This window comes from Arthrobacter pasteuri (genome assembly GCF_054510955.1).
Genome location: NZ_JBTNDO010000001.1, coordinates 125,294 through 152,289 on the forward strand (window position 1 = coordinate 125,294; position 26,996 = coordinate 152,289).

Sequence of the window (26,996 nt, forward strand, 5' to 3'; positions counted from 1 at the left end):
GCTAGTCGGGGCCCAGGGCGTCGCCCACAGCGAGGTGCTGCAGGCGCGTGGCATCGGCGAGCACATCGAGGCGCGTGATCTTTCCGTCCACGATCGTGAACGCCATGATGGACACGACCCGTCCATTCAGTACCGCGGCCACGCCGGGACACCGGTCGATCAGGACGGGCAGCGAGTGAGCAGCCAACCGTGCTGACAGGACGGCCGGCTCCGTGATGGCCTGCGCGCCCTCAATGACGTGACTGCTCGCGCCGTAGTCGGCGCGCAGCACGGCGTCCTCATCGAGCAGGCGGAGCAGCGCCGTGATGTCGCCGTGTTGGGCCGCTACCAGCCAGGCTCCGACGAGTTCGCGCGTGCCGCCCGATGGAGGCTGGACCGTGGCGTGGGCACCCCTGACGCGCCGCCGGCCACGGGAGGCAAGCTGGCGGACAGCGGCTTCCGACCGGTCGAGCACCTCGGCGATCTCCTCGAACGGACACCGGAAGACATCGTGCAGGACGAACGCCACCCGCTCGGCCGGACTGAGGGTGTCGAGGACGATGAGGAGTGCCGCGCTCACCTCGTCGCTGCGCTCGGCCTCCATAGCCGGGTCGCCGGCCGGTGCGACCGGCTCGTCCCGCCACGGCTCGACCTGCCAGGCGCGTTCGCATGTGCGGCGGGGTGCCCGCAGCAGGTCGAGGCTCACCCGGGAGACAACTGTCGTCAGCCAGGCATCGAGATTCTCGATCGTGTCCGCGTCGGCGCGCTCCAGGCGCAGCCACGTCTCCTGCACCACGTCCTCGGCATCGGCGCCCGATGAAAGCAGCCGGCTGGCGATCGCCACCAGTCGCGGCCGGGCGCTCCCGAAGCGCCGAGCGAGAATTTCCTGATCGGTCATGTCACATCCTCGCGGTGTGAATCGTCACCCTACCGACGAGACACGAAGCCTCGCCGGAACACAGACAAGGGAGTCGGACCATGAATACACCCATCCTCGTGACCGGAGGCACCGGCACCATCGGCAGTCGGGTCGTCCCGATCCTGAGAGCTGCGGGCATGGATGTCCGCGTCCTCAGCCGTCACCCGCGTCCCGACGAGTCCGGTATCGAACACGTCGAAGGCGACACGGTCGCCGGCGCCGGCCTCCAACCGGCGCTCGACGGGGTGCACACGGTGCTGCATCTCGCCGGCAGCGCCAAGGGGGAGGACATAGCGGCGCGCAACCTGGTGACGCGGCCAGGTCGGCCGGGACGGGTCACCTCATCCTGATCTCGGTGGTCGGCGCGGAAGGATGCCGATCGGGTACTTCCGCGCCAAGGCGTCATCCGAGCGGGCTTTCGCGGAGTCGGGCGTTCCGTGGACGATGGTGCGCGCCGCGCAACTGCACGGCTTCGTCCTCCCCGTGGTGAAGGGTCTCGCCCGCATGCCGCTGACCCCGGCACCGCGTGGCCTGCGCTTCGAGCCGGTGCACGTCGACGAGGTCGCCGCCCGCCTGGCCGAGCTCGCCCTCGCGGAACCAGCCGGCCGTGTGGCCGATATCGTCGGACCGGACGTACTCGACATCGTCCAACTGCTCGCCGGTTACTCGGACTTCTTCGGCCACCGTCACCCGAAGCTGCCCATCCGTATACCCGGAGCGATCGGCCGCGCCTACCGGGCCGGCGCGAATCTCGCCGGCCCCGGGGCGCAGCGCGGAGTGCGCAGCTGGGTGGAGTTCCTCGCCGAACAGGGCGGAGCAGCGCGAACAGCGTGATCAAGGAGCAGAGGAATCCGGAACAGCGCGCCTTCGAGGTGCCCATGCACCGGGCAGGACGACGACGGCGCCGCCGGAGCGCCCGCTCCAGCGGCGTATCATGAAGGGTCAGCTTTTTTCTACCTTTAGGGGCAAGTCGTGTCCACCGTTGAAGACAATTCGGCAACCACAGCGCAGACCGGCGGCAACCGGGTCAAGCGTGGGATGGCCGAGATGCTCAAGGGCGGCGTCATCATGGATGTCGTCACCGCTGAGCAGGCCCGCATCGCCGAGGACGCCGGTGCGGTAGCAGTCATGGCGCTCGAGCGGGTTCCCGCGGACATTCGCGCCCAGGGCGGCGTGTCCCGCATGAGCGATCCCGACATGATCGACAGCATCATCGAGGCCGTGTCCATCCCGGTGATGGCGAAGGCGCGCATCGGGCACTTCGTGGAGGCGCAGGTCTTGCAGTCCCTCGGCGTGGACTACATCGACGAGTCCGAGGTCCTCACGCCCGCGGACTTCACCAACCACATCGACAAGTGGAAGTTCACGGTTCCCTTCGTCTGCGGTGCGACCAACCTGGGGGAGGCGCTGCGCCGCATCAATGAGGGCGCCGCGATGATCCGTTCCAAGGGCGAGGCCGGCACCGGGGACGTCTCGAACGCCACGATGCACATGCGCAAGATCCGCTCGGAGCTCAACCGCCTGTCCTCCATGGCCGAGGACGAGCTATACGTGGCGGCGAAGGAACTGCAGGCACCCTACGAGCTCGTCAAGGAGGTTGCCTCCGCGGGCCGCCTTCCCGTGGTCCTGTTCACCGCCGGCGGCATCGCGACCCCCGCGGACGCAGCCATGATGATGCAGCTCGGCGCGGACGGCGTGTTCGTCGGCTCGGGCATCTTCAAGTCCGGCAACCCGGCCGAGCGCGCCCATGCAATCGTCCAGGCGACCACGTTCCACGACGATCCCGACATGATCGCCAAGGTTTCCCGCGGCCTGGGCGAGGCCATGGTCGGCATCAACGTGGACGAGATCCCGCAGCCGCACCGCCTCGCAGAGCGCGGCTGGTAACAGCCACGCGAGCGTCGGAAGGACCGCAGCTACCAGGCTGCGGTCCTTCCTTTTGTCCGGCCGCGGGTGCTATCTCCTGAAGGGAACGGCCACGTCGCACACCTCCGCCTCGGGGTGCGCCGCGTCGAACGGGGCGAAGTAGATCTCCCGCGGTGGAAGCGACGGCGTCAGCCCCTCACGCGCCAGCCACGCGTACACGGTGTCGTAGGCCTGCAGGATCTGCGGGTACCGTACCTGCGCCTGGGTGATGCGGGTGAAGGCTTCCTCGCCGGCGGGCTCGACGAGGAGCTCGGCGGCTCCGCCCACGTCGTCAGGAATGACGCCGTCCCTGACCGGGATCCCGTTCTCCACGACGCCGTCCGTATCGTCGTTGACGGGGCTCCGGTAGATGGTCGTCAGTGGTCCTGCCCACCCGCCGAGCCGCTCGGCCACTGGCATGAGTCGGGCGCACGACGACTGGATGAAGTCCGGGATCTCCTCCGGACTCACCCGTCGCTTCTCCGTCACATAGGTCCTGGCATCGCAGGCTCGCGTCTTCACATTCATGAGCTGATCCTTCCCCTGGGCGAGTTGCGACATCACGTAGGACGCGAGGTGCCGCTGTGCGAGCACGGTCGCTTCGACGCCGGCCCAGTACGCGGCGACGAGGTCCGCGCGTTCGCCGTCGTCCGCCGCCAGGACACGGGCAACCGTGTCGAGGGGCATGTCGAGTCCGCGGAGCAGGATGATCAGGCGCGCATCGGCGACCTGTTCGTCGGCGTAGTACCTGTAGCCGTTCCGCGCGTCGACGTGCGCGGGCGGGAGCAACCCGCTCTCGGCATACAGGCGCAGGGCCTTACTGCTCAGGCGCGTCCTGCGACTGAAGGTTCCACTGCTCATTCGCGGCACTGCTGCCTCCTGGATGCCTGCGTGGCGGTCGTGCCACATTCCGACCTTCCGCCCGGCCCCAGGGGCAGGGTCAAAAAATCCGATCCTTGTGCCCGGTTGCACCGTCCCCACGGCGGCCCGGTCAGAGCTGCAGGGAGTAGGTCCTGCCGCGCCCCAGCAGTGCGAACCCTCGGCGGGAGAAGAACGGGTACCCCTCGGGCGTGGCCTGGACGCAGAGGTCGACGGCCCCGGCGTCGCCCGCCGCACGCGCCGTCGCGCTCAGCAGTGCCGTCCCCAGCCCGCGCCGCTGGTGGTCGGGGAGGACTTCGAGGTGGTGGATCCCGCCGAGTTGCCGGAGTCCGGCCACCCCGTGGGGGTAGAAGGAGTACGCGGCACCCGTGACGGCACCTCCCCGCTCCTCCCTCGTCACGGCGTGCCACGCCTGCGGGGGCTGGGAGCGGGCGACGCGCAGTTCCTGCTCCAGTGGTCCCGAGTAGTCGGGCACCTCGGTGGTGAGGACGGCGGCGTCGTCGGAGGACCGCACCACGGCCGCGACGGGGGCCGCCATCCACCACGGCTGCCAGCTCGGGCTGAACCCGAGGGGGCCGAGCTCGGCGGCGTCCACGGCGCCGTTCAGCCAGACCCGGACGGTGGAGGCGCGCAGCCGCACGCCCTCGGCCAGCGCGGGCTTCACGGCCTCCGCCCTGACGGCGTCGGGGAACATCATCAGAAGTTCGCGTCGTGCGGGCAGCCACACCCACGTGGTGCCGTGCGTCGAGAAGGTCTTCCCTCCCGTCGCCGAGGCCAGCGCGGTGAACCAGGCCGTGTGCAGCCGCTGGCTCTGGGCAATGGTCACCATGCGGGTGCGCCGCCCGCGACGCCGCTCACGCCAGGCCGCGGCGGACGAGGAGGGGATGCAGGTCAGCGTCCCGTCCGCGGAACGCGCGGAAAGCCTCCAGCGGGTCGATGCTGTTGCCCCTCGACAGCAGTTCCCGACGGAAGTGCTCCCCGTTCCCGCGCGTCAGGCCCCCGGAGGACTTGAACCATTCGACGGTGTCCGCATCGAGCATCTCGCTCCAGATGTAGGCGTAGTAGGAAGCCGCGTACCCGCCGGCGAAGATGTGCTTGAAGTAGGACGTGCGGTACCTCGGAGGCACAGGGGCGAAGTCGACCCCGGCATCGGCGAGCGCCGCGGCCTCGAAGGCGAGGGGGTCCTCGACGACCGTGCCGGAGGGGATCGAGTGCCAGGCCAGGTCCAGCAGCGTTGCCCCGAGGTAGGCGGTGGTCTCGAAGCCCTCGCCCCAGGCTCCTGCCGCGTGGATGCGGTCGATCACTTCCCGGGGGAGCGCCTCGCCGGTCTCGTGGTGCCGAGCGTAGTTGGCGACGATTTCCGGCCAGAGGATCCACATCTCATTGACCTGCGACGGGTACTCGACGAAGTCCCGGGGGACGGACGTACCCGCGAACAGTGGATAGGTGACATCGGAGAAGAGCCCGTGCAGGGCGTGTCCGAACTCGTGGAACGCGGTCACCACCTCGTCGTACGAGAGCAGCGTCGGCTCGCCGGCGCCGGGCCTCGAGATGTTGAGGTTGTTGATGACGACGGCGCGCGTCCCGTCGAGGCGGGACTGGTCCACGAAGGAGTTCATCCAGGCTCCGCCGCTCTTGGTGTCGCGGGTGTAGTAGTCGCCGAGGAACAGGCCGAGTCCTGAGCCGTCCTCGTTGAAGACCTCCCACACGCGCACGTCGGGGTGGTAGCCCACCAGGTCCGGACGCTCGGTGAAGGTCAGCCCGTACAGCCGGTTGGCGGCGTAGAACACGCCGTCGTTGATCACGCGTTCGAGCTCGAAGTAGGGGCGCAGCGCATCCAGGTCGACGTCGAACCTCGCCTTCCGGACCTTCCCCGCGTAGTAGGCCCAGTCCCAGGGCTCGATCGGGTGGCCCGCCTCGGCCTCCAGCTCGGCGGCCTCGGCCCGCGCATTGCGGACGGCCGGAGCGGCGAGTTCCCGCATCCGGTCCAGGATCGCCTCCAGCGACGGCGCCGTCTGGTTGTCCGTTGCGGCTGCGGCGTGCGTGTCGAAGCCGAGGAGTGCGGCGCGCTCCGCACGGAGGGTGGCCATGCGTGTGGCGATAACGAGGGTGTCGGCGTCGTTGCCGCGTGCACCGCGCTCGACGGACGCCTCGTGCAGCCGGCGTCGGACATCCCTGTTGGTGAGCGACTCCAGGGCCGGCTGTGCGGTCGGCAGGATGAGCGTCAGGAGGTACTTGCCCTCGTGGCCCGCCTCGGCGGCCGCCGAGGCGGCAGCGGAGATGGCATCGGCGGACAGGCCGTCGAGGTCGTCGGCGGAGTCGAGCAGGAGCGCCGAATCGTTCGTGTCCTTCAGCAGTTTCTGTGAGAACTCGGTGCTGAGCGCCGACAGCTGGGAGTTGAGGCCGCGGAGGGTGGCCTGGGCGTCGTCGTCGAGCTCGGCTCCTGCCCGCACGAAGCTGCGGACGTACTCCTCGACCAGGCGCGCGGATTCCCCGTCGAGCCCGTCGACCGGTACCTTCCGGAGGCGCTCGAACAGCGCGCGGTTGAGCTTGATGTTGTCCTCGTGCTCGGCGATGCGGGGAGCGACCTGCTGCTCGAGTTCCTGGATCGCGTCTGTCGCATGGCTGGAGGAGTTGCTGAAGAACACACGCGAGACCCGGTCGAGTGTCCTGCCGGCACGTTCGAGCGCGACGAGCGTGTTCTCGAAGGTGGGGGCCTCGTCGGAGTCCGTGATCCGGTCGATCTCAGCCAGGTGCTCGGCGAAACCGGCGTCGAAGGCGGGCAGGTAGTGCTCGTCCCGGATGGAGGAGAAGGGTGGCAGCTGGTAGTCGAGGGTGCTGGGCTCGAGGAAAGGGTTGCTCATGGGAACTAACTTTTGCACGATGTCCTCCCTCGATGCACTACCCCGGAGTTGATTCGGCAGCGGCCCGTCAGGGGATGACGGCGGCCACCGCACTGATCTCGATGAGGGCGCCCGGGACGCCGAGCCCGGCCACCAGGGCCGCTGTGACGAGTGCGGGTTCGTCCGACGCGAGGTCCCGCGCGATCGCTCCGTACCCGGCCGCAAGGTCGGCTCCGTCCACGAACAGCACCGTCCACTGCACGACGTCGTCGAGGGTCGCACCGGCGGCGGCGAGGGCGGTCCTGACGTTGTCCAGCGCGTGCGCGGCCTGGACGGCGACGTCCCCTTCACCACGGAGCGAGCCGTCGGGGCCGACGGAGTTCTGGCCGCCCACGTAGATCGTGGTCGCGCCGGCCGGCACGATCGCGACGTGGCTGAAGGCCGGACTGCGGACGAGTCCCTCAGGGCGCAGGCGTCGAACGGACATGGTTCACGATGATACAGACCCTCGCCGCACACCATGGCACAGGCGACCTGCTGTGTCGGCGCCTGGCGGCGCAGGCGACGCGCCTACCGGGGCCTCGCGGCCGCGTGCTCCCGGGCCAGCTCCGCGAGGGAGTCGTCCACGCCGTCGTCCTCGAACGCACCGAACTTCCGTTCCGCCGCGGTGCGCAGCAGGAAATCGGCGATGGCGGGGTTCTTGGGCAGCAGGGAGCCGTGGAGGTAGCTCCCCACGATGTTCCTGTAGCGGGCGCCCTCGTGGTGCTCCTCGGCGTTGTTCCCCGCGCCCTTGAGGACGGTCGCCAGGGGCCTGAGCCCGTCGCCGAGGAAGGTCTGGCCGCTGTGGTTCTCGTAGCCGTGGATCTCACCGAACTCGTCGCTCCGGGCGACGACGTTCCCGATCAGCCTCTCGGCGCCACCCCGCGTCTCCAGGTCCAGGACCCCGATGCCCGGGATGACCGTGCCGTCCTGGGTTCGGAAGAAGTTGCCGAAGAGCTGGTACAGCCCGCAGATGAGGAGCATCGGGGTGCCGTCCTCGGCGAGCCTGCGCAGCGTGGGGGCGATGGCCTGGAGGTCGTCCTGGATCACCACCTGACCGCTGTCCTGACCACCGCCACCGACGATCAGGTCGACGTCGTCCGGGAACGCGTCCCCCGCGTTGTGCTCGAGGATCTCGGCACCGTAACCGCGCCACGCGAGGCGCTGCTTCAGGACCAGGACGTTCCCGTAGTCGCCGTAGATGTTCATCTCCCGCGGATACAGCTGCAGGATGCGGAGGGACCCCTTGGACGGGTCGGCGGGCGCCTTCGTCAGGGCGCCGGCGGATGGGGCGTCGCTCATCAGGAAACGACCTCGACCTTCGTGATCTTGGAGAGTTCGCGGCGCACCGCGAGCATGGCGGTATAGGTGCAGAAGATGCGCTTGGGCCGTCCGTCGGATCCGCGGATGAACTGCCGGAGCGCCTCGGTGATGTCGGGTTCGACGGCGCCCACGCGGACGTCGTCGTACTTCAGCCTCAGTGCCATGTCGTAGGCGCGGACACCGCTGACCACGGCCACCCCGCCGAGGCCGAGGGAATCGAAGTCGACGTCCCACAGCCAGGACATGTCCCGTCCGTCCGCGTAATTGTCATTGATGGCGATCATCGTCGCGCACCCTGCAGGGTCGAAGGACTTCAGGCCCAGCCGGAATCCGCTCGGGTTCTTCACGAGGACCAGTTCGAGGGCCTGGCCGTCGACGACGAGGCTCTCGCCACGGCCGAACGCGGGCTCCACAGCGGCCAGCGACGAGAACAGCCTGCCGTTGTCCGCCGTACCGCCGAGGACGGCGCGGGCCGCTGCCAGGGCCGCCGCCGCGTTGAAGATGTTGTAGACGCCGCGCAGGCGGAGATCAGTGCGCGTGGTCGTGCCCTCCACCTCGAACTCCGCCGAGTTGCCGTCGACCGATCGAAGGACGACGTCGGCCGGCAGGGCGGAGGCGGGAGCGGTGCCCGCGGCGCCGCGCAGTTCGTCGTCGTTCGGGAACGTGCTGCGGAGGGACGCGTCAAGGCCGAAGTAGACGACTCCGGCCGCTGTAACGGACGACGCCAGGCCTGCGACGCGGGGGTCCTCGCGGTTGAGGACCACCGTGCCCGTGGTGGCCAGCGCGATGCGCTCGAGCAGGCGGGTCGTGGCGTCGATCTCGCCGAACCGGTCGAGCTGGTCACGCAGGACGTTCAGGAGGAGCGCGTACCGCGGTGGCACGAGCTTCACGAAGTGCACCGCGTGTGCCTCGTCGAGTTCGAGGACGGCGACGTCGGCCTTCAAGCGCCCGCGCCAGTCGACCTCGCCGAGCAGCGCAGCGGCGACGCCGCGCGTGAAGTTGCTGCCGGTCCGGTTCGTGAAGACGCTCAGGCCCTGGCCCTCGAGCAGTTCCACGACCATCTTGGTGGTCGTCGTCTTGCCGTTCGTCCCACTCACGACGACGACGCCGTAGGGGAGTTTCGAGAGCGCGCGTCCCATGAAGCCGGGGTCGAGGCGCTCGACCACGAGACCGGGGAACGCGGAGCCGCCGCCGCGCAGGCGGGAGGCGATGCGCACGGCCTTGCCGACGAGGACTGGAAGGGGATTCATGCCTACAAATTATCGCAACCACGCCGACCTTTCCGGGACGCGGGGCGGGAGGCGCTGCTCACGCCTGCCCCGACGGCGCCGGGAACCGGGGGAGGGCGACCTAGAATTGAGGGATGACTTCCCCGTCCTTCTCGGCCCCCCTGCCCACGTCCGGGTCCACGTCCGGGTCGGCGTCCGGCGCCGCCTCCTTCCCGGCCCGCGAGGCCGGCGAGATTGCCACCGCCCCTGAGACCGCCGGTGCGACCACCTCCCGTAGCCGCGACGTCGTCGTCGGCGTGCTCGCGGTCCAGGGCGACGTGCGTGAACACATCGCGACGATCGAGTCCCTCGGCGGGCGCGCCGTGCCCGTCCGGCGGCCGTCGGAACTCGCTGCGATCGACGGCCTGATCATCCCGGGCGGCGAGTCGACCACGATCGACAAGCTGACCCGCACCTTCGGGCTGGCGGAGCCGCTGCGCGACCTCATCGCAGGCGGGCTGGCGGTGTACGGCTCCTGCGCCGGCATGATCCTGCTCTCCGACGTCATCGCGGATCCGTCGACGGACAGGCTCGGCAATCCGCAGCAGACGCTCGGCGGCCTCGACATGGTGGTGCGGCGCAACGCCTTCGGGCGCCAGCGCGAGTCCTTCGAGGCGGACCTGGCCTTTCGGGGACTTGCCGCCACCGGCAGCGTCGCGGGCGAGGACCCCGTGCGGGCCGTCTTCATCCGCGCACCCTGGGTGGAGAAGGTGGGCGACGGCGTTCAGGTGCTGGCACAGGTTCCTGCCGCCGAGACCCCCCAGGCGGGCCCTCCGGCGGCTAAAGAGCACGGAGCGGAAGCCGACTTGGCGCCGGTCGCTAGAATTGTGGCAGTGCGTTCAGGGAACCTGCTGGCCACGAGTTTCCACCCGGAAGTGACGGGTGAGCGGCGGGTCCACGAACTGTTTATTCGGATGATCAGAGGAGAAGCGTAAGCATGTCGGGGCACTCTAAGTGGGCAACAACCAAGCACAAGAAGGCCGCGATCGACGCCAAGCGCGCGAAGTCCTTCGCGAAGCTGATCAAGAACATCGAGGTCGCAGCGCGCGCCGGAGGCGCCGACATCGCCGGTAACCCCGGCCTGGAACTGGCCGTCTCGAAGGCGAAGAAGACCTCCGTCCCCATCGACAACATCAACCGCGCCGTGAAGCGCGGGGCGGGCCTGCTCGGCGAGGCCGTCGACTACCAGACGATCATGTACGAGGCCCGCGGTCCCCAGGGCTCCGCCCTGCTGATCGAGTGCCTGACGGACAACAAGAACCGTGCCGCCTCCGAGGTGCGCGTCGGCATCACGCGCAACGGCGGAAGCATCGCCGATCCCGGGTCGGTGGCATACCTGTTTGCACGCAAGGGCGTCGTCACCCTGCCGAAGAACGGCCTCACCGAGGACGAGCTGCTCATGGCCGTGCTCGACGCGGGCGCGGACGAGGTCAAGGAGTCCGACGACAGCTTCGAGATCATCTCGGAGCCGCAGGACGTCCGCGCCGTGGTCGCTGCGCTCGAGGAGGCCGGGATCGAGTACGAGACCGACGAGATCGAGTTCGTGCCGTCCATGCAGGTGGACCTGGATGCCGACGGCGGCCGGAAGTTCCTCAAGCTGGTGGACGCCCTGGAGGAGCTCGACGATGTCCAGAACGTCTACTCCAACGCCAACCTCTCGGACGACGTGCTGGCCGAGCTCGAGAACGACGACTGACATCGCACCGCTCGACAGTGCAGGGAGGGTAGCGCCGTGACCTACCGGGTCATGGGCGTGGACCCCGGCCTGACACGCTGCGGCCTCGCGGTCGTCGACATCGAGCCGAACCGGCGCTCCACGCTCGTCGCGGTCGGCGTGATCGGCACGGAGGCGGGCCGGAGCCTCGACGAGCGGCTCCTGGTCATCTCGGAGGCCGTCGACCTGTGGCTGGACCTGCATCAACCGCAGGCCCTCGCCGTCGAGCGCGTGTTCAGCGGAACCAACATCAGCACCGTCATGGGTACCGCGCAGGCGTCCGGGGTCGTCATCGTGGCCGCCGCGCGCCGGGGCATCCCGGTGGCCCTCCACACGCCCACCGAGGTGAAGGCCGCCGTCACCGGCAACGGGCAGGCGGACAAGGTGGCCGTCACGAAGATGGTCACGAAGATCCTCCGGCTCGAGACGGCGCCTCGGCCCGCCGACGCCGCCGACGCCCTGGCGCTCGCGATCACGCATGCCTGGCGCAGGGGAGTAGGGCTCCAGGGCGCTGCTGCGGCCGGGGGCAGCGTGACTCCCGCACAGCGCATCTGGGCCGAGGCGGAGGCACGGGCGCGTCGACGCTAGCGCCGTTCCCGGTGTGGCTCCTCGCGTCCGGGCCGGGACGCCGGTACGGTTAGCCATTAGAACGTATGTTCGACACGGGCCCCGGCCCGCCGTCCCCGTCCCGCAAGTGCCTTGGAGCTCTTCATGATCAGTTCCCTGCGCGGAACAGTGACCCACGTGGGCCTGCACTCCGCCGTCATCGACGTCAACGGCTTCGGCATGCAGGTGCAGGCCACGCCGCAGACCCTCGCCGCGCTCCGCGTGGGCGAGCAGGCCACCATCGCCACCGCGATGATCGTCCGCGAGGATTCCATGACGCTCTTCGGTTTCGAGGACGCGGACCAGCGCGAGGTCTTCGAGACCCTCCTCGCGGTCAGTGGCGTCGGACCCCGCCTCGCCCTCGCCGTGCTGGCGGTGCACGCGCCGGATGCCATCCGGGTGGCCGCCTCCTCCGGGGATGACAAGGCCTTCAGCAAGGTGCCCGGCATCGGACCCAAGGGTGCACGCCGCATCGTGCTCGAACTCGCCGGGAAGCTGGTCCCCCTGGAGTCGGCACCGGGCGTTCCGAAGCAGACCTGGCAGGGCCAGGTGCTCACCGCCATGATGGGCCTCGGCTGGTCCGAGAGGGACGCCGGGGCGGCCATCGACGCAGCCGTCGCCGACGCGCCCGAGGTCGCCGCGACGGGTGATGTGGGCCAGATCCTGAAGCTCACGCTGCGCCGCCTCGGGCAGGACGGCGCGCGAAGCTCGGCGCGGGCGAAGGTCGGGTCATGACGGATCCGCATCCCCAGGACGCACCGCTCGTCGCGCCGGCCGCCGATCCCGAGGACCGGGCGATCGAGGCGGCACTGCGGCCGAAGAACCTCGACGACTTCGTGGGGCAGAAGCGCGTCCGGCGCCAGCTGTCGCTCGTCCTCGAAGCCTCGCGACTGCGCGGACGCAGCGCCGACCACGTCCTCCTGTCAGGGCCCCCCGGTCTCGGCAAGACGACGCTCGCCATGATCATCGCGGCGGAGATGAACGCACCGCTGCGCATCTCGTCCGGTCCCGCGATCCAGCACGCCGGCGACCTCGCCGCGATCCTCTCGTCCCTGACCGACGGGGAGGTGCTCTTCCTCGACGAGATCCACCGCATGTCGCGGCCGGCCGAGGAGATGCTCTACATGGCGATGGAGGATCTCCGGGTGGACATCATCGTCGGCAAGGGGCCCGGTGCCACGGCCATCCCGCTGGAACTGCCGCCCTTCACTCTCGTGGGCGCCACCACGCGTGCGGGGCTGCTGCCCGGCCCGCTCCGGGACCGCTTCGGCTTCACCGGGCACCTCGAGTTCTACTCGACAGAGGAACTCGAGCTGGTGCTCCGGCGGTCGGCGATGCTCATGGACATGAAGGTGAACTCGGCGGCCTTCGCCGAGATCGCCGGCCGCTCGAGGGGCACGCCCCGTATCGCCAACCGGCTGCTGCGGCGGGTCCGGGACTGGGCGCTCGTGCACGGCATCGACCTGATCGACGCGCGGTCGGCAAGCGCGGCGCTCGACATGTACGAGGTGGATGCGCGGGGACTCGACCGGCTGGACCGCTCCGTCCTCACCGCCCTCATCACCAAGTTCAACGGAGGTCCCGTAGGCCTCTCGACGCTGGCGATCGCCGTGGGGGAGGAGCCCGAGACGGTCGAGACCGTCGCCGAGCCCTACCTGGTCCGGGAGGGCATGCTCGGACGGACGCCGCGGGGCAGGATCGCGACGGCGTCCGCCTGGAAGCACCTCGGCCTCGAGATGCCCGAGACCGTCGCGGCGGCGATGCCGGAGGACCTGTTCTCGGTGACGCCGGACGATCTGCTCGGCAGCGAATCGGGACTTGACAGCTGGGCACAGCCGGACTCCTGACGCGGGATCGCCCAGCTTTCCCCTTTACACTGGAATCTGCAAATGTGTGCCGGGGCACAGTCCTGCCGCCCACACCCAGTCCCAGGAACGGAAATCCAGTGCTCGCACATGTAGTTGCCCAGACCGCCTCCGGAGATGCTCCTCCCTTCGACATCTTCTCCCTCCTCCTGCCGCTGGCGCTGGCATTCCTGATCTTCACCATGTTCCGTCGGCAGCGGAAGACGCAGCAGCAGGTGAAGGAGATGCGCACGCACATGGAGCCGGGTACGGAGGTCATGACGCAGTTCGGGCTCTTCGGCACGATCGTCTCGATCGACCACGAGAACAACAAGGCAGTCCTCGAACTGTCTCCCGGCAACTTCGCCACCGTGCACACGCAGGCCCTCTCCAAGGTCGTCCAGCAGGAGCCTGCCGTCGCCGACGACGCCCGCGAGGATGCGCCGGCCACTACGCCGGCGGTCGAGGACACGTCCTCGTTCGACGCAGTAGACCGCACCCCGTCCACCGGTTCCACCGCCGCAGGGACCTCGGAAACCTCGGGTACCGCCTCGGGCGTCGAGACGCCGGAGGAGACCCTCGAGCGGCTCAACAGGCAGTCCGCCCAGGAAACCCGCGACGCGCGGGATCCACGCGACCCCAGAGCGACCCCAGACAACTAGCCTTTCCAAGGCGCCGGTCCTCGCACCGCGCCTGCCAGGATCACCGCGGCGCACGAGCCGCGCCATGAAATAAGGACACCCACCATGCCTCGTACCGGTCCCGGGACGGCAGCCAAGCGGACACTAGTCTGGCTGGGCGCATTGACAGCACTGCTCGCAATCCTGCTGGGAGCGGGTTCCTACTGGAGCACCGCGAGCTGGAGCCCCCGACTGGCCCTCGACCTCGAGGGCGGGACCCAGATGATCCTCGCCCCCCGCGTCCAGGGCGGCAGCGAGATCACTCCCGAACAGCTCGACCAGGCGGTGGAAATCATCCGGCAGCGCGTGGACGGCTCCGGCGTCGCCGAGGCCGAGATCAACACGCAGTCCGGCCAGAACGTCATCGTGTCCCTCCCGGGCACACCGGAGCCCGAGACCCGGGACCTGATTCAGGCCTCGGCCCAGATGGAGTTCCGGCCGGTCCTCGCGGGTGGCCCCGGCCAGGCGCCCGCGGCGGAGACGCCGACGCCCGACGACCAGCTTCCCAAGCCGGCGGCGGAGCCGCAGGACGCCAGCGACCCGAACTGGATCACGCCCGAGCTCTACAAGCAGTTCGAGGCCCTGGACTGCCTCGATCCGGCGGCCCTCGAGCCCGCCGAGGAAGCCGCTCCGGCCGATCAGCCCATGGTCGCGTGCGAACCCGACACGCAGGGCAAGTACATCCTCGGTCCCGTCGAGGTCCCGGGCACCGACATCTCCACCGCGAGCTACGGGCTGCAGCGCAGCGCGCAGGGCCAGGCGCTCAACACCTGGGCCGTGAACATCGACTTCAACGACGAGGGCACCGAGACCTTCCGCGAAGTGACCGAGCGCCTCTACGCGATAGGCACCGGTGACCCGCGCAACCAGTTCGCCATCGTGCTGGACGGCCGGATCGTCTCGGCGCCGACCACCAACGCGGTCATCGCGGACGGCAATCCCCAGATCAGCGGAAACTTCACGGAGGAATCCGCCGCGGCCCTGTCCGAGCAGCTCAAGTACGGTGCTCTGCCCATCAGCTTCGAGATCCAGAGCGAGCAGCAGATCTCCGCGACCCTGGGAGCGGACCAGCTCCGACTCGGGCTCATCGCGGGTCTCATCGGGCTGCTGCTGGTCGCCGTGTACTCCATGTTCCAGTACCGCCTACTGGGCCTCGTGACGATTGCCTCGCTGGTCGTCGCGGGTGTCCTGACCTACCTCGCGATCTGCATCCTCGGCTGGACGGAGAACTACCGGCTGTCGCTTGCCGGCGTCGCGGGCCTCATCGTCGCCATCGGCCAGACGGCGGACTCCTTCATCGTCTACTTCGAACGCATCCGTGACGAACTGCGCGAGGGCCGCGGCCTCATCTCGGCCGTCGAGAACGGCTGGCGCCGTGCCAAGCGCACCGTGCTCGCCTCGAAGGCAGTGAACCTGCTCGCGGCGCTGGTGCTCTACTTCGTCGCCGTCGGCAACGTCCGCGGCTTTGCCTTCACGCTCGGCCTCACGGCGATCGCCGACCTCGTCGTCGTCTTCCTCTTCACCCACCCGGTCCTCCGCTTGCTGGCCAGGACGAAGTTCTTCGGCGAAGGCCACCCGTGGTCCGGCCTCGACCCGAGCCGACTGGGCGGGATCCCGCTCTACCGCGGAGCGGGACGACTGCGGAATCCCGTTGAGAAGCCCGTCGAGAAGCCCGTCGTCATCACCCGGACCAAGAACAAGGGTGCCTCGGCGGAAGCCAAGCGGCGTATGACCATCGCCGAGCGCCGCCGCGCGGAGCAGCAGAAGGCCCTCGCGGGCCGCACCGGTTCTTCCCAGAAAGAGACCAACGAATGAGCCGCACGAGCTTCGCCACCTTCGGCAACGAGCTGTACTCGGGGAAGCGCTCCTACCCCTTCGTCGCCAAGCGGAACCTCTGGTTCCTCATCGCCGCACTCGCCATCCTCGTCTCGATCGTCATCCCGGTGGTGAAGGGCGGCTTCAACCTCGGCATCGACTTCCGCGGGGGGTCCGAGTTCACCGTCTCCGCGACCGGGAACACGGACACCGCCATCGGTGAAGCGGCCGTGACCGATGTCGTCCCCGACGCCGTCCCGCGCGTCACCAACATCGCCGCGGACACCATGCGGGTGCAGACCGAGCGGCTGACGGACGACGAGACGCTCAGCGTCCGTGACAACCTCATCAGTGGCTACGGAGTGGGCGAGGACCAGGTGACCTCGAGCTTCGTCGGTCCGACCTGGGGCGAGGACGTCAGCCGCCAGGCCCTGATCGGCTTCGGTGTGTTCGTCCTGCTCGCCGCGATCCTGATGGCCATCTACTTCCGCACCTGGAAGATGGCCCTCGCCGCGATGGCCGCGCTCGTGGTGGTCATGGTCGTGACCGCGGGGCTGTACTCGCTCAGCAACTTCGAGGTGACGCCCTCGGCGATCATCGGCTTCCTGACGATCCTCAGCTACGCCCTGTACGACACCGTCGTGGTGTTCGACAAGATCCGGGAGAACACGGCGGACGGGGCCACCTCCACCCGGCGTACCTTCGCCGAGCAGGTCAACCTCGCGGTCAACCAGACGCTCGTCCGGTCGATCAACACCTCGGTGGTGGCGATCCTGCCGGTCGCCTCGATCCTCTTCATCGGCTCGTTCCTGCTGGGCGCCGGCACGCTGCAGGACCTCTCCCTGGCCCTGTTCATCGGCATCATCCTCGGCACGCTGGGCACGATCTTCATTGCAGCACCGCTGTACGCGGCACTGCGGCTCAACGAGCCGGACCTGAAGACGCAGGAGAAGAAGGTCCTGGATCGTCGTGCACTCGAGGCAGTGTCTTCGGGGGCGCACCCCGCGCGCTAGCACTCCGCGCACCGGACCAGGGCGCTTGCAGACGCCGCAGCCGCAGGATACCCACGGGGATCCTGCGGCTGTTGCCGTTCGAAGCGCGGCTAGACTTGGAGAGGTCGCGTTACCTGTGGCATCTTGAATCCTTCCGGATCCGAGATCGAGATTGAGGGACTTGAATGGCTGAAGCGGTGAATCCCGCAGTGCGGCCCGACGACGGGGGTGCTGCGGCGCCAGGAGCTCCTGGTCCGATCGCCACGGATGGCCCGCGCCCGGGTCCGGCCCGTGGGCTCGTGCAGCCGGACCCCCCGGGATCGGCCCCGTCCGCGGCGAGCGCCGACCAGGTGGCGCCCGGACGGCGCGGCCGCACCCGGGCGCGCATCGCCCGGCTGACCGGTCGCGGATCCTCCGGTTATTCGCCGGTCCTCGAGCCGCTCCTGCGGACGGTGCGCGCGAACAACCCGAAGGAAGACCTCGACCTCATCCAGCGCGCCTACCTCGTCGCCGAGCGCAGCCACGAGGGCCAGACGCGCAAGAGCGGTGACCCCTACATCACCCACCCGGTGGCCGTGGCCACGATCCTCGCCGAACTGGGCATGACCGGCACCACGCTCGCCGCGGCACTCCTGCACGACACCGTCGAGGACACGTCCTACACGCTCGAGGAGCTCAAGCGGGACTTCGGCCCCGAGGTCGCCATGCTGGTCGACGGCGTCACCAAGCTGGACAAGGTGTCCTTCGGGGACGCGGCCCAGGCCGAGACCGTGCGCAAGATGGTCGTCGCCATGGCCAAGGACATCCGCGTCCTCGTCATCAAGCTCGCCGACCGCCTGCACAACGCCCGCACCTGGCGCTTCGTCTCGCCTGCCTCCTCGGCCAAGAAGGCGCGGGAGACCCTCGAGATCTTCGCCCCGCTCGCGCACCGCCTGGGCATGAACACCATCAAGTGGGAGCTCGAGGACCTGTCCTTCGCGGCGCTCCACCCGAAGGTGTACGAGGAGATCGTACGGATGGTGGGGGACCGGACGCCGGAGCGTGAGAAGCACCTCAGCCTCGTCCGCAACCAGATCGAGGAAGACCTGCGCGCCGTGAAGATCAAGGCGACGATCACGGGCCGGCCGAAGCACTACTACTCCATCTACCAGAAGATGATCGTGCGGGGTAAGGACTTCGACGACATCCATGACCTGATGGGCGTCCGTGTCCTGGTGGACAGTGTGCGTGACTGCTACGCCACCCTCGGCTCGCTGCATTCGCGGTGGAACCCCCTGCCCGGGCGGTTCAAGGACTACATCGCCATGCCGAAGTTCAACATGTACCAGTCGCTGCACACTACGGTGATCGGCCCGGGTGGCAAGCCCGTGGAAATCCAGATCCGGACGCACGACATGCACCGCCGCGCCGAGTACGGCGTTGCGGCCCACTGGAAGTACAAGAACGGCAGCAGGCAGCTCGAGGCCTCCGACAGCGGGGACATGGGCTGGCTGCGGAGCCTCGTGGACTGGCAGCAGGAGACCTCCGATCCCGACGAGTTCCTCGACTCGCTGCGGTTCGAGATCAATGCGCGCGAGGTCTTTGTCTTCACGCCCAAGGGCGAGGTGATGGCGCTGCCAGCCGGTTCGACGCCGGTCGACTTCGCCTACGCCGTGCACACCGAGGTCGGCCACAGGACCATCGGTGCGCGGGTGAACGGCAAGCTCGTGCCGCTCAACAGCGAGCTCAACCACGGCGACTGGGTGGAGATCTTCACCTCGAAGGCCGAAGGCGCGGGTCCCAGCCAGGACTGGCAGGGCTTCGTCAAGAGCCCGCGGGCCAGGAACAAGATCCGCCAGTGGTTCACGAAGGAGCGCCGCGAGGAGGCGATCGACAAGGGCAAGGAGCTGCTGACGCGCGCGATGCGCAAGCAGAACCTCCCGCTGCAGCGCATGATGACGCACAGTGCCCTGTTGACGGTCGCGCAGGAACTCCGGCACCAGGACATCTCTGCGCTCTATGCTGCCGTCGGTGACGGCCATACGTCGGCGCAGAACGTCATCGAGCACCTCGTTGCGCTGATGGGCGGCCACGAGGGCGCCGAGGAGAACATCGCCGAGACCGCGGTGGCCACGCAGCCGCGCCGCCCCAAGTTCTCGGACTCCGGTGTCACGGTCCGCGGCGTCGGCGACGTCTGGGTGAAGCTCGCCCGCTGCTGCACCCCGGTGCCGCCGGACCCGATCATCGGTTTCGTCACGAGGGGCTCCGGCGTCTCGGTTCACCGCAGCGACTGCCGCAACGTGCAGGAACTGCGCGACCAGCCTGACCGCATCGTGCCCGTCGACTGGGCACCGACCCAGTCGAGCGTGTTCCTCGTGGAGATCCAGGTCGAGGCCCTCGACCGCAAGAGCCTGCTCTCGGACGTCACGAGCGTGCTCGCCGAGAACCACGTGAACATCCTGGCCGCCAACGTGAACACGTCGTCGGACCGGGTCGCCATGTCACGGTTCGCGTTCGAGATGGGCGACCCGAAGTACCTCAACCACATCCTGAGCGCCGTCCGCCGCATCGACGGCGTGTTCGACGTCTACCGCACCACGGGCTCCCAGCGCCGACCCTGACGCGTCGGGTCATCTCCGTCCGGCCCCCGGACCCTGGGCAGCGCGCAGCCTCGTCAGGGCACGCGTCTTGCCCGGCACGCGTGCCGTGGCGAGAAGTGCTGCCTCCACGAGCCGTAACGGGCAGTCGAGCTCCCGGGCCCTGCCGATGGCGCTGAGGATCCGGACGGCATCACAGTCCTCCCCGTGGACGGCGATGTCCACGGCCGTGCGCAGCGGCGTGGTCACGGACACACCTCCCACCCTGTTGACGTCGAAGGGGCCGAGCGCCACCTGGTGCAGGACCGCGGGAGTGAAGGGCGGCAGCGCCGTGGTGCGACGGCGGTGGTCCGACACGAGGCTGATCAGAGCCGGCGGGGGCGCGCACCCGTAGATCCAGGCGGCGCACGTACGGCCCAGAGCCACCCGCGGGCGGAGGGAGTGCGGTACGCAGCGTGCTGCCGCCTGGGACCGCGTTGCCGGGTCCTCCCGGAAGTCGCTGCGGAGGTAGGAGTCCCCGATGACGAGGCGCACGAGTCCTTCGAGCCTCATGGCCTGCAACTCCGCCGAGGTGAAGATGTCACCGGCGTGGAGGAGGGCACCCCCGGTCGAGGTCACGGGAGCGCCGTCCGCGCCCCTGAGACGCTCGGGCGGTGCGGCGCTGTCCAGGGGAGGCATGGCTCCAGCATCGCACCGCGCTGCGCACGCAAAAGCCCTCCGGCACCGATGTGGACAACGGTGCTGGAGGGCTTTTGGAACCGGCGCGGGCCGGGCGCTAGGAGAAGTCCTGGGCCGACTTCTGCAGCATCTCGAGCCACTGCTCACGTGCCGCCAGAGCTTCCCGGGCGGACGCGATCTTCTTGGCGTTGCCTGCCCGTTCGGCGTCGGCGAGGTCCTCCTTGAGCTGGGCGATCGTCGCCTCGAGCTGGCTCAGCGCGCTGTTGGTGCGGGCCTTCGTCTCGGGGTTCGTCTTCTTCCAGTGGTCGTCGTCGGCGGCCTTCACAGCATCCTCGACCTGCCGCAGGCCGGCGTCGATGCGGCCCATGTCGGCGCGCGGCACCTTGCCCGCCTCGTCCCAGCGGTCACGGATGGACTGCAGGGCCTTCTTGGCGGCAGCGAGGTCGCGGATCGGCAGGATCTGCTGGGCCTCCTTGAGCAGGGCTTCCTTCACCGTGAGGTTGCCGGCGTATTCCTCGTCCACGGCTTCATTGGCGGACTTGCGGGCCTCGAAGAAGCGGTCCTGGGCGGCCCGGAAGCGGGCCCAGAGGGCGTCGTCGTCCTTGCGGCTTGCGCGCTTCGACGCCTTCCACTCGTCCATGAGGTGCCGGTACTCGGCCGCCGTCTGGCCCCAGTCGGTGGAGGTGGAGAGCTGTTCCGCGCGCTTGATGAGCGCTTCCTTGGCCTGCTTCGCCTCCGCGTTGTCGCTGTCCAGCTGCGAGAAGTAGGCGCGCCGGTGCCGGTCGAAGACGGTGCGTGCGGACCGGAACCGCTTCCACAGCGCGTCCTCGGTGCCGCGGCCGAGCCTCGGTCCGTTCTTCTGCGCCGCCTTCCACAGTTCGAACAGCTCGTTCATGCGGGTGCTGCTGGCCTTCCACTGCACGGTGGAGGGATCCCGGCCTGCGAGTTCCTCGGCCTCGGCGACGATCGCCTCACGGGCCGCGAGCTCCTTGGCCTTCAGCTCGTCCTGTACCGCGCGTTCCGCCTTCTCGAGGCCGCTGATGTCGCCGAGGAGGGCGTCGATCCGCGCCTCGAGGGCGACGACGTCGCCGACCATCTTCCGTTCGCCGACCTGGGCGCGCAGGTGCTTGGCCGTCTTCGCCATGTCCGACGACGGGGCCTTGGCCTGCACGCGCTGCTCGAGCAGTGCCACCTGGCTGACGACGTCGTCGTACTTGCGCACGAAGTAGGCGAGGGCCTCCTCGCGGGTCGCATCCGGGTACTGTCCCACCGGGTGCTCGGCGCCGTCGACCAGCAGGAAGACGTGCCCGTCGTCCTCGACGCGGGCGAACCTGCCGGCCTCCTCGAGGGAGGTGCTGTGCGCCAGGGGCGCGGCGACCGGCTGGGCGGCCTTCTTCAGCGGTCGGGGCGCCATCGCTGTGGGCAGGGGCGGGCGGGGAGCGGCAAGACCGGGCGACGGCGTGCTCAGCGGAACGGGCTCGGGGGCCAGGGGGACCGACGCCGCGGGTGCGTCCGCTGCTGCGGTTGCTCCCGCTGCTTCGGTCGCATCGCTTGCACTGGGTTCTTCGCCGGCGCCGGCCGGAGCGACAGCCGGTTCCGCCGGCTCGGCAGCGGCTTCCTGGGCGGGGGAGTGCGCACCGGTGCCGCGTTCTGAGGCGTCGACCTCGGTCGGTGCGGAGGCTTCAGCCTCGGCCGTGCCGGCTGCGTCTGCCGTGGCCGCGTCGGTTTCCTCGGAGTCGCTGGACATCGCCGCCTCGGGCCCGTCCTGCGGGGCGGCGGCTGCGGTCACGTCGTCCGTGTCGGCGCTCGTGCCGGTGTCGGTGTCGGTACCGGTGCCCGTCGACGCGTCCGCTGACGTGGAGTTGCCGGCGCCATCGCCTGCCACTGTGTCCTGCTGTGCGTCCTGGCCGATGGTCGTTTCGTCGGATTGCTGACTGTGTGTCACCGCTAGAAGTCTTTCGCTCGTCGGATGGCCGTGAGCAACGCCGGGGCCATTTCATGCAGGGTCTGGAGATTGCCCTGAGGTTACTTTACCCACTGGGTCGGAATCCGGGTTCCGGTGCGGGGGCGCCCTTCCCGCTGGACGTGCAGGTTACAGCCGCTCGTCCGCTGCTCCCTGCACTTCCCGCTCTCCCCGTTTTCCCGGGAACCAGCCGCGACACCTAGGATTGAGGCCGCAGAACGGACCGCTTCGCTGCAGGGAAGCGGGAACCGGCAACCCCGCGCAGGAGGAGAACCACCCCATGGCCCGCAAGGCATCACTGTCCGGCTTTCCCGAATGGCTTCCGGAGGAGCGCCTGATCGAGCTCCACGTTCTCGAGGTGCTGCAGCGGACGTTCGAGTTGCACGGCTTCTCCAGCATCGAGACGCGGGCGGTCGAGACGGTGGACCACCTGCTCCGGAAGGGTGAGATCGACAAGGAGGTGTACGCGGTGTCCCGCCTCCAGGCCGACGAGGCATCCGCTTCCGAGAGCGGCCTCGCCCTCCACTACGACCTGACGGTGCCCTTCGCCCGCTACGTCGTCGAGAACGCCGGTCACCTCGCCTTCCCCTTCCGCAGGTTCCAGATCCAGAAGTGCTGGCGCGGGGAGCGCCCCCAGGAGGGCCGAGCCCGCGAATTCACCCAGGCGGACATCGACGTCGTGGGGGACGGTGTGCTGCCGTTCCGGTACGACGTCGAACTCGCCCTCGCCGTGGTCGAGGCCCTCGGTGCCCTCCCCATCCCGGACTTCACACTGCGCGTCAACAACCGGAAGCTCGCGGAGGGGTTCTACCGCGGCATCGGGCTCGAGGACACGGCCGCCGTCCTGCGGAGCATTGACAAGCTCGAGAAGATCGGCGCGGAAAAGGTGGGCACGCTGCTGCGGGACGAGGTCGGCGCGGACGATGACCAGGTGCGCCTCGCACTCGAGCTCGCCGGCATCCGCACGTCCGACACCTCGTTCGTCGAGCGCGTCCGCGCCCTCGGCGTGACGAACGACCTCCTCGACGAAGGCCTCGAGGAACTCCGTCAGGTCGTGGGCGAGGCGTCACGACGGGCGCCGGGCCGGGTGGTGGCGGACCTCAGCATCGCCCGCGGGCTCGACTACTACACGGGAACCGTCTACGAGACGGTGCTCAACGGGCACGAGGGACTCGGGTCGATCTGCTCCGGCGGCCGCTACGACTCCCTGGCCCGCAAGGGCAACCGCACGTTCCCCGGCGTCGGGCTGTCCATCGGCGTCACGCGGATCGTCTCCCGGATCCTGAGCCAGGGGTTCGCCACGGTCTCGCGGTCCGTCCCCACCGCGGTCCTCGTGACACTCGCCGACGACGATTCCTGGTCGCAGGCGCAGGACGTCGCGGCGGCGCTGCGGAGCCGCGGGATCTCCGCCGAGGTGGCAGCGGGCGCCGAGAAGTTCGGGAAGCAGATCAAGTTCGCGGACCGCCGCGGCATCCCCTTCGTGTGGTTCACATCGCCCGACGGCTCGCACGAGGTGAAGGACATCCGGTCCGGGGACCAGGTCGCGGCGGACCCTGCAGCCTGGACGCCTCCCGCCGAGGACCTCCGGCCCGTGGTCGCGACCGCCTGACGTTTCGCCTGCCCGACGTCGTCCTGATGGCCCGACGTCGTCTCGTCCGCATGACGTCGGGCGGGAACCCGGCCGGCGCAGCGCAGCCGGCTGAACCCGGCCGCGGGCAGCAAGGCCCGCTGCTCAGGCCGCCCTGCGCCGCGCCAGGACGACGGCCCGGACGATGAGGCCGACCGCGAGCACCCCCACCATGGTGAGCACCGACGTGGCCGGCAGGGTGAAGGCCAGGACGAGGCAACCGGCTGCGCCGACGGCGTTCAGCCAGCGCGGGGAGTACCACTGCCTCTCGGTGAGGGTGAAGGCCGCGATGTTCGCGATCGCGTAGTACAGCAGCACGCCGAAGCTCGAGAAGCCGACCACGGTCAGCACGTCGGTGGCCAGCAGGAGGACCACGACGACGACGGCCGTCACGACATCCGCGACCCACGGCACGGAGTACCGTGAGGAGATCCGCGACAGCACCCGTGGCAGGTCTCCGCCGCGGGCCATCGCAAGGCTCGTCCTGCCGACTCCGGCGATGAGCGCGAGCAGGGCGCCCAGGCTCGCGAGGGCAGCCGCGAGGGTGATGACCGCACTGCCGACACCGGCGGCTCCGCTGGACGTGGCTGCGTCGAAGACCTCCCGCAGTGGGGCAGTGGTTCCGGCAAGCCGGGCCGGTCCGAAGGCGTGCAGGAGGGACAGCGCCAGCAGCAGGTACAGCAGCAGCGTGAAGCCGAGGGCTCCGAAGATCGCCGCCGGGATGTTCCTGCGCGGTTCGCGGACCTCCTCGCCCATCGTCGCGATGCGCGCATACCCGGCGAAGGCGAAGAACAGCAGGCCCGCCGCCTGCAGGACCCCTACCGCCCCTGCCGAACCGGCGGCGGCCGGGCCGGAGACCGCGGGGGAGGCGAACGCCACGACGATCACGAATGCGAGGACCGGCACCACGAGCGAGACGATGACGCGTGTGGCGAGCGCGGTGCGGGTGACCCCGAGGAGATTCACGAGCGTCAGTCCGACGACGGCGGCGACCCCCGCGGCCTTCTCGGCACCCGGCGCCGCATACAGCCCGAACGTGAGGGCCATGGCCGCGCACGAGGCCAGCTTGCCGGTGACGAACCCCCACCCCGCGAGGAACCCGGGCCAGTGACCGAGCTGCTCGCGCCCGTAGACGTAGGTGCCACCGCTCGTCGGATAGCGCACGGCCAGGGAGGCGGTCGCCGAGGCGTTGCAGTAGGCGACGAAGCCCGCGATCACGACGGCCAGGGGCAGGAGCGCCCCGGCGGACGCACTGGCCGGGGCGAACACCACGAACGCGCCGGCGCCGATCATCGCGCCGATCCCGACGGTCGTGGCATCGAAGCCCCCCATGGCGCGGCGCAGTCCCGGTTCCTGGGACATGGATCTCCTCTCGGTCGGGAGCAGTCCCGCCGGGCAGGCGAGCGGGTGAGCGGGACGACAACGGGGACGGGGACGGGCGGATGCGGCCGACGGGCTGCCGTCTGTCCGGGCGGCCAGACCGGGACCGGTAAAGTTGGACGGGTCTGAACCAACTCTAGGCAGGTGCAGTTCCGCCTGCGACTCATCGAACTCTTCTGTGGGAAGGAATGCTGTGCTCCGCACGCATGAACTCGGCTCCCTTCGGCCCGAGCACGTAGGACAAACGGTCACCCTGGCAGGCTGGGTGGCCCGCCGCCGGGACCACGGCGGGGTGGCGTTCCTCGACCTCCGCGACGCTTCCGGCGTCGCCCAGGTCGTCGTGCGCGAGGAGGATGTCTTCTCGAGCCTGCGCAACGAGTACGTCCTCCAGATCGTCGGCAGCGTGCAGCAGCGGCCGGAAGGTAACGAGAACCCGGCACTGCCCACGGGTGCGATCGAGGTCATCGCGGACACCGTGACCATCCTCAACACGTCCGACCCCCTGCCGTTCCAGATCGACGAGCATGTCGAGGTGGGCGAGGAGGCGCGCCTGCGTCACCGCTACCTCGACCTCCGCCGGCCCGGCCCCCAGGCCAACCTCCGCCTGCGCTCCGAGGCGAGCCGGGTGGCACGCGAGCTCCTGCACCGGGACGGCTTCGTGGAGATCGAGACGCCGACCCTGACGCGGTCCACGCCCGAGGGCGCCCGTGACTTCCTGGTGCCTGCGCGTCTCGCGCCGGGTTCCTGGTATGCCCTGCCGCAGTCGCCCCAGCTGTTCAAGCAGCTCCTGCAGGTCGGAGGGTTCGAGAAGTACTACCAGCTCGCGCGCTGCTACCGCGACGAGGATTTCCGTGCCGACCGCCAGCCCGAGTTCACGCAGCTCGACATCGAGGCGAGCTTCGTGGAGGAGGACGACATCATCGCCCTCGGCGAGCAGCTGGTCTCCGCGCTGTGGAAGCTCATCGACGTCGAGGTACCGCTGCCGATCCGCCGCATGACCTACGCCGACGCCATGGCCAAGTACGGTTCGGACAAGCCGGACCTCCGCTTCGGCCTCGAGCTGACCGAGCTGACCGAGTTCTTCAAGGACACGGAATTCGGCGTCTTCAAGGCTCCCTACGTCGGGGCCGTCGTCATGCCCGGAGGAGCCTCCCAGCCCCGCCGGCAGCTCGATGCCTGGCAGGAATGGGCCAAGCAGCGCGGTGCCAAGGGTCTCGCCTACGTGCTGATCGACGACGACGGAAGCCTCCGCGGTCCCGTCGCCAAGAACCTGACCGAGAAGGAACGGGACGGCCTCGCGGCCGCTGTCGGCGCCAACCCCGGTGACTGCATCTTCTTCGCGGCGGGAGACACGCCTTCCTCGCGGGCCATCCTCGGTGCGGCGCGCGTGGAGATCGGACGCCGCACGGGACTTCTCAAGGAAGGCGACTGGGCCTTCGTGTGGGTGGTCGACGCCCCCATGTTCGAGCCCGCCTCCGCCGCCGTCGCGGCCGGCGACGTCGCTGTCGGTGCCGGCGCGTGGACGGCCGTGCACCACGCCTTCACGTCCCCGAAGCCCGAATTCCTCGACACGTTCGACACGGATCCCGAGAACGCCCTGGCCTTCGCGTACGACATCGTCTGCAACGGCAACGAGCTCGGCGGCGGGTCCATCCGTATCCACCGGCGCGACGTGCAGGAGCGCGTGTTCGCGGTCATGGGCCTGAGCGCCGAGGAAGCCCAGGAGAAGTTCGGTTTCCTGCTCGAGGGCTTCAAGTACGGCGCGCCGCCCCACGGCGGAATCGCGCTCGGCTGGGACCGCGTCGTGTCGCTGCTCGCCGGTGCGGATTCGATCCGCGACGTCATCGCCTTCCCGAAGTCGGGCGGCGGGTACGACCCGCTGACGGCCGCTCCCGCGCCGATCACGGCGCAGCAGCGCAAGGAAGCCGGCGTCGACGCCAAGCCGAAGACCGAGGGCTGACCTCCC

General features: G+C 69.4%; 24 protein-coding genes. 14 read left to right on the top strand and 10 right to left on the bottom strand.

Annotated features, from left to right (window positions below; genetic code table 11):
* Position 1 precedes the first annotated feature (1 nt).
* Entirely contained in the window at positions 2–877 is an 876-nt protein-coding gene (locus ACX80H_RS00645) for a sigma-70 family RNA polymerase sigma factor (RefSeq protein ID WP_459310509.1), read from the bottom strand.
* Positions 878–957: 80 nt separating this feature from the next.
* Between ACX80H_RS00645 and ACX80H_RS00650 the strand changes: the two genes are divergently transcribed.
* The 3 genes from ACX80H_RS00650 (at position 958) to pdxS (ending at position 2,785) form a co-directional block, all read left to right on the top strand.
* Positions 958–1,248, top strand: coding sequence for an SDR family oxidoreductase (locus tag ACX80H_RS00650; RefSeq protein WP_459310510.1), 291 nt, complete (start codon positions 958–960; stop codon positions 1,246–1,248).
* Positions 1,249–1,270: 22 nt separating this feature from the next.
* The gene (locus ACX80H_RS00655) at positions 1,271–1,732 is read left to right on the top strand and encodes an SDR family oxidoreductase (RefSeq protein WP_459310511.1); all 462 of its coding nucleotides are present in this window, start codon (positions 1,271–1,273) and stop codon (positions 1,730–1,732) included.
* 138 nt (positions 1,733–1,870) lie between these two features.
* The gene (gene pdxS / locus ACX80H_RS00660) at positions 1,871–2,785 is read left to right on the top strand and encodes a pyridoxal 5'-phosphate synthase lyase subunit PdxS (RefSeq protein WP_087073377.1); all 915 of its coding nucleotides are present in this window, start codon (positions 1,871–1,873) and stop codon (positions 2,783–2,785) included.
* A 69-nt stretch (positions 2,786–2,854) separates the two neighbouring features.
* On the opposite strand, the gene ACX80H_RS00665 is transcribed toward pdxS, so the two are convergent.
* The 6 genes from ACX80H_RS00665 to ACX80H_RS00690 all read right to left on the bottom strand — a co-directional run bounded on the left by ACX80H_RS00665 (position 2,855) and on the right by ACX80H_RS00690 (position 9,137).
* Positions 2,855–3,664, bottom strand: coding sequence for a MerR family transcriptional regulator (locus ACX80H_RS00665; protein ID WP_459310512.1), 810 nt, complete (start codon positions 3,662–3,664; stop codon positions 2,855–2,857).
* 130 nt (positions 3,665–3,794) lie between these two features.
* Positions 3,795–4,511, bottom strand: coding sequence for a GNAT family N-acetyltransferase (locus ACX80H_RS00670; protein WP_459310513.1), 717 nt, complete (start codon positions 4,509–4,511; stop codon positions 3,795–3,797).
* 25 nt (positions 4,512–4,536) lie between these two features.
* Positions 4,537–6,546, bottom strand: coding sequence for a M3 family metallopeptidase (locus ACX80H_RS00675; protein WP_459310514.1), 2,010 nt, complete (start codon positions 6,544–6,546; stop codon positions 4,537–4,539).
* Positions 6,547–6,613: 67 nt separating this feature from the next.
* Positions 6,614–7,012: a RidA family protein gene (locus ACX80H_RS00680; RefSeq protein ID WP_459310515.1), complete on the bottom strand. Its 399-nt coding sequence runs from the start codon at positions 7,010–7,012 to the stop codon at positions 6,614–6,616.
* An 83-nt stretch (positions 7,013–7,095) separates the two neighbouring features.
* Positions 7,096–7,866 (bottom strand): type 1 glutamine amidotransferase, encoded by a 771-nt coding sequence (locus tag ACX80H_RS00685; RefSeq protein ID WP_459310516.1) that lies wholly within the window; start codon positions 7,864–7,866, stop codon positions 7,096–7,098.
* Complete coding sequence (locus ACX80H_RS00690) at positions 7,866–9,137, bottom strand: Mur ligase family protein (RefSeq protein ID WP_459310517.1); 1,272 nt, start codon at positions 9,135–9,137, stop codon at positions 7,866–7,868. Before ACX80H_RS00690 ends, ACX80H_RS00685 begins: the two co-directional genes overlap by 1 nt.
* A gap of 113 nt (positions 9,138–9,250) precedes the next feature.
* On the opposite strand from ACX80H_RS00690, the gene pdxT reads away from it, so the two are divergent.
* The 9 genes from pdxT (at position 9,251) to ACX80H_RS00735 (ending at position 19,406) form a co-directional block, all read left to right on the top strand.
* Entirely contained in the window at positions 9,251–10,090 is an 840-nt protein-coding gene (gene pdxT / locus ACX80H_RS00695) for a pyridoxal 5'-phosphate synthase glutaminase subunit PdxT (RefSeq protein WP_459310518.1), read from the top strand.
* 2 nt (positions 10,091–10,092) lie between these two features.
* Positions 10,093–10,851 (top strand): YebC/PmpR family DNA-binding transcriptional regulator, encoded by a 759-nt coding sequence (locus ACX80H_RS00700; protein WP_459310519.1) that lies wholly within the window; start codon positions 10,093–10,095, stop codon positions 10,849–10,851.
* Between the two features lie 36 nt (positions 10,852–10,887).
* Entirely contained in the window at positions 10,888–11,457 is a 570-nt protein-coding gene (gene ruvC, locus ACX80H_RS00705; protein WP_459310520.1) for a crossover junction endodeoxyribonuclease RuvC, read from the top strand.
* Positions 11,458–11,580: 123 nt separating this feature from the next.
* Positions 11,581–12,210, top strand: coding sequence for a Holliday junction branch migration protein RuvA (gene ruvA / locus ACX80H_RS00710; protein WP_459310521.1), 630 nt, complete (start codon positions 11,581–11,583; stop codon positions 12,208–12,210).
* On the top strand, positions 12,207–13,322 hold the full coding sequence (ruvB, locus tag ACX80H_RS00715) for a Holliday junction branch migration DNA helicase RuvB (RefSeq protein WP_459310522.1): 1,116 nt from the start codon (positions 12,207–12,209) through the stop codon (positions 13,320–13,322). Before ruvA ends, ruvB begins: the two co-directional genes overlap by 4 nt.
* 98 nt (positions 13,323–13,420) lie before the next feature.
* On the top strand, positions 13,421–13,981 hold the full coding sequence (gene yajC / locus ACX80H_RS00720; protein WP_459310523.1) for a preprotein translocase subunit YajC: 561 nt from the start codon (positions 13,421–13,423) through the stop codon (positions 13,979–13,981).
* An 84-nt stretch (positions 13,982–14,065) separates the two neighbouring features.
* Positions 14,066–15,814, top strand: coding sequence for a protein translocase subunit SecD (secD, locus tag ACX80H_RS00725; protein WP_459310524.1), 1,749 nt, complete (start codon positions 14,066–14,068; stop codon positions 15,812–15,814).
* Positions 15,811–16,827, top strand: coding sequence for a protein translocase subunit SecF (gene secF / locus ACX80H_RS00730; RefSeq protein WP_459310525.1), 1,017 nt, complete (start codon positions 15,811–15,813; stop codon positions 16,825–16,827). Before secD ends, secF begins: the two co-directional genes overlap by 4 nt.
* Positions 16,828–16,991: 164 nt before the next feature.
* Positions 16,992–19,406: a RelA/SpoT family protein gene (locus ACX80H_RS00735; protein ID WP_459310526.1), complete on the top strand. Its 2,415-nt coding sequence runs from the start codon at positions 16,992–16,994 to the stop codon at positions 19,404–19,406.
* Between the two features lie 9 nt (positions 19,407–19,415).
* Here the strand turns inward: ACX80H_RS00735 and ACX80H_RS00740 are convergent, their stop codons facing one another.
* The gene (locus tag ACX80H_RS00740) at positions 19,416–20,060 is read right to left on the bottom strand and encodes a hypothetical protein (protein WP_459310527.1); all 645 of its coding nucleotides are present in this window, start codon (positions 20,058–20,060) and stop codon (positions 19,416–19,418) included.
* Between the two features lie 97 nt (positions 20,061–20,157).
* Positions 20,158–21,807, bottom strand: coding sequence for a DUF349 domain-containing protein (locus tag ACX80H_RS00745; protein WP_459313330.1), 1,650 nt, complete (start codon positions 21,805–21,807; stop codon positions 20,158–20,160).
* 496 nt (positions 21,808–22,303) lie between these two features.
* Here ACX80H_RS00745 and hisS point away from each other — a divergent pair, with 496 nt between their 5' ends.
* Entirely contained in the window at positions 22,304–23,632 is a 1,329-nt protein-coding gene (gene hisS / locus ACX80H_RS00750) for a histidine--tRNA ligase (RefSeq protein ID WP_459310528.1), read from the top strand.
* A 123-nt stretch (positions 23,633–23,755) separates the two neighbouring features.
* Here the strand turns inward: hisS and ACX80H_RS00755 are convergent, their stop codons facing one another.
* Positions 23,756–25,012 carry an APC family permease gene (locus ACX80H_RS00755; protein WP_459310529.1) on the bottom strand — a complete coding sequence of 419 codons (1,257 nt, stop codon included), beginning with the start codon at positions 25,010–25,012 and terminating at the stop codon, positions 23,756–23,758.
* Positions 25,013–25,223: 211 nt separating this feature from the next.
* Here ACX80H_RS00755 and aspS point away from each other — a divergent pair, with 211 nt between their 5' ends.
* A complete protein-coding gene (gene aspS / locus ACX80H_RS00760; protein WP_459310530.1) occupies positions 25,224–26,990 on the top strand; it encodes an aspartate--tRNA ligase in 1,767 nt (588 codons plus the stop codon).
* Positions 26,991–26,996: the final 6 nt, after the last annotated feature.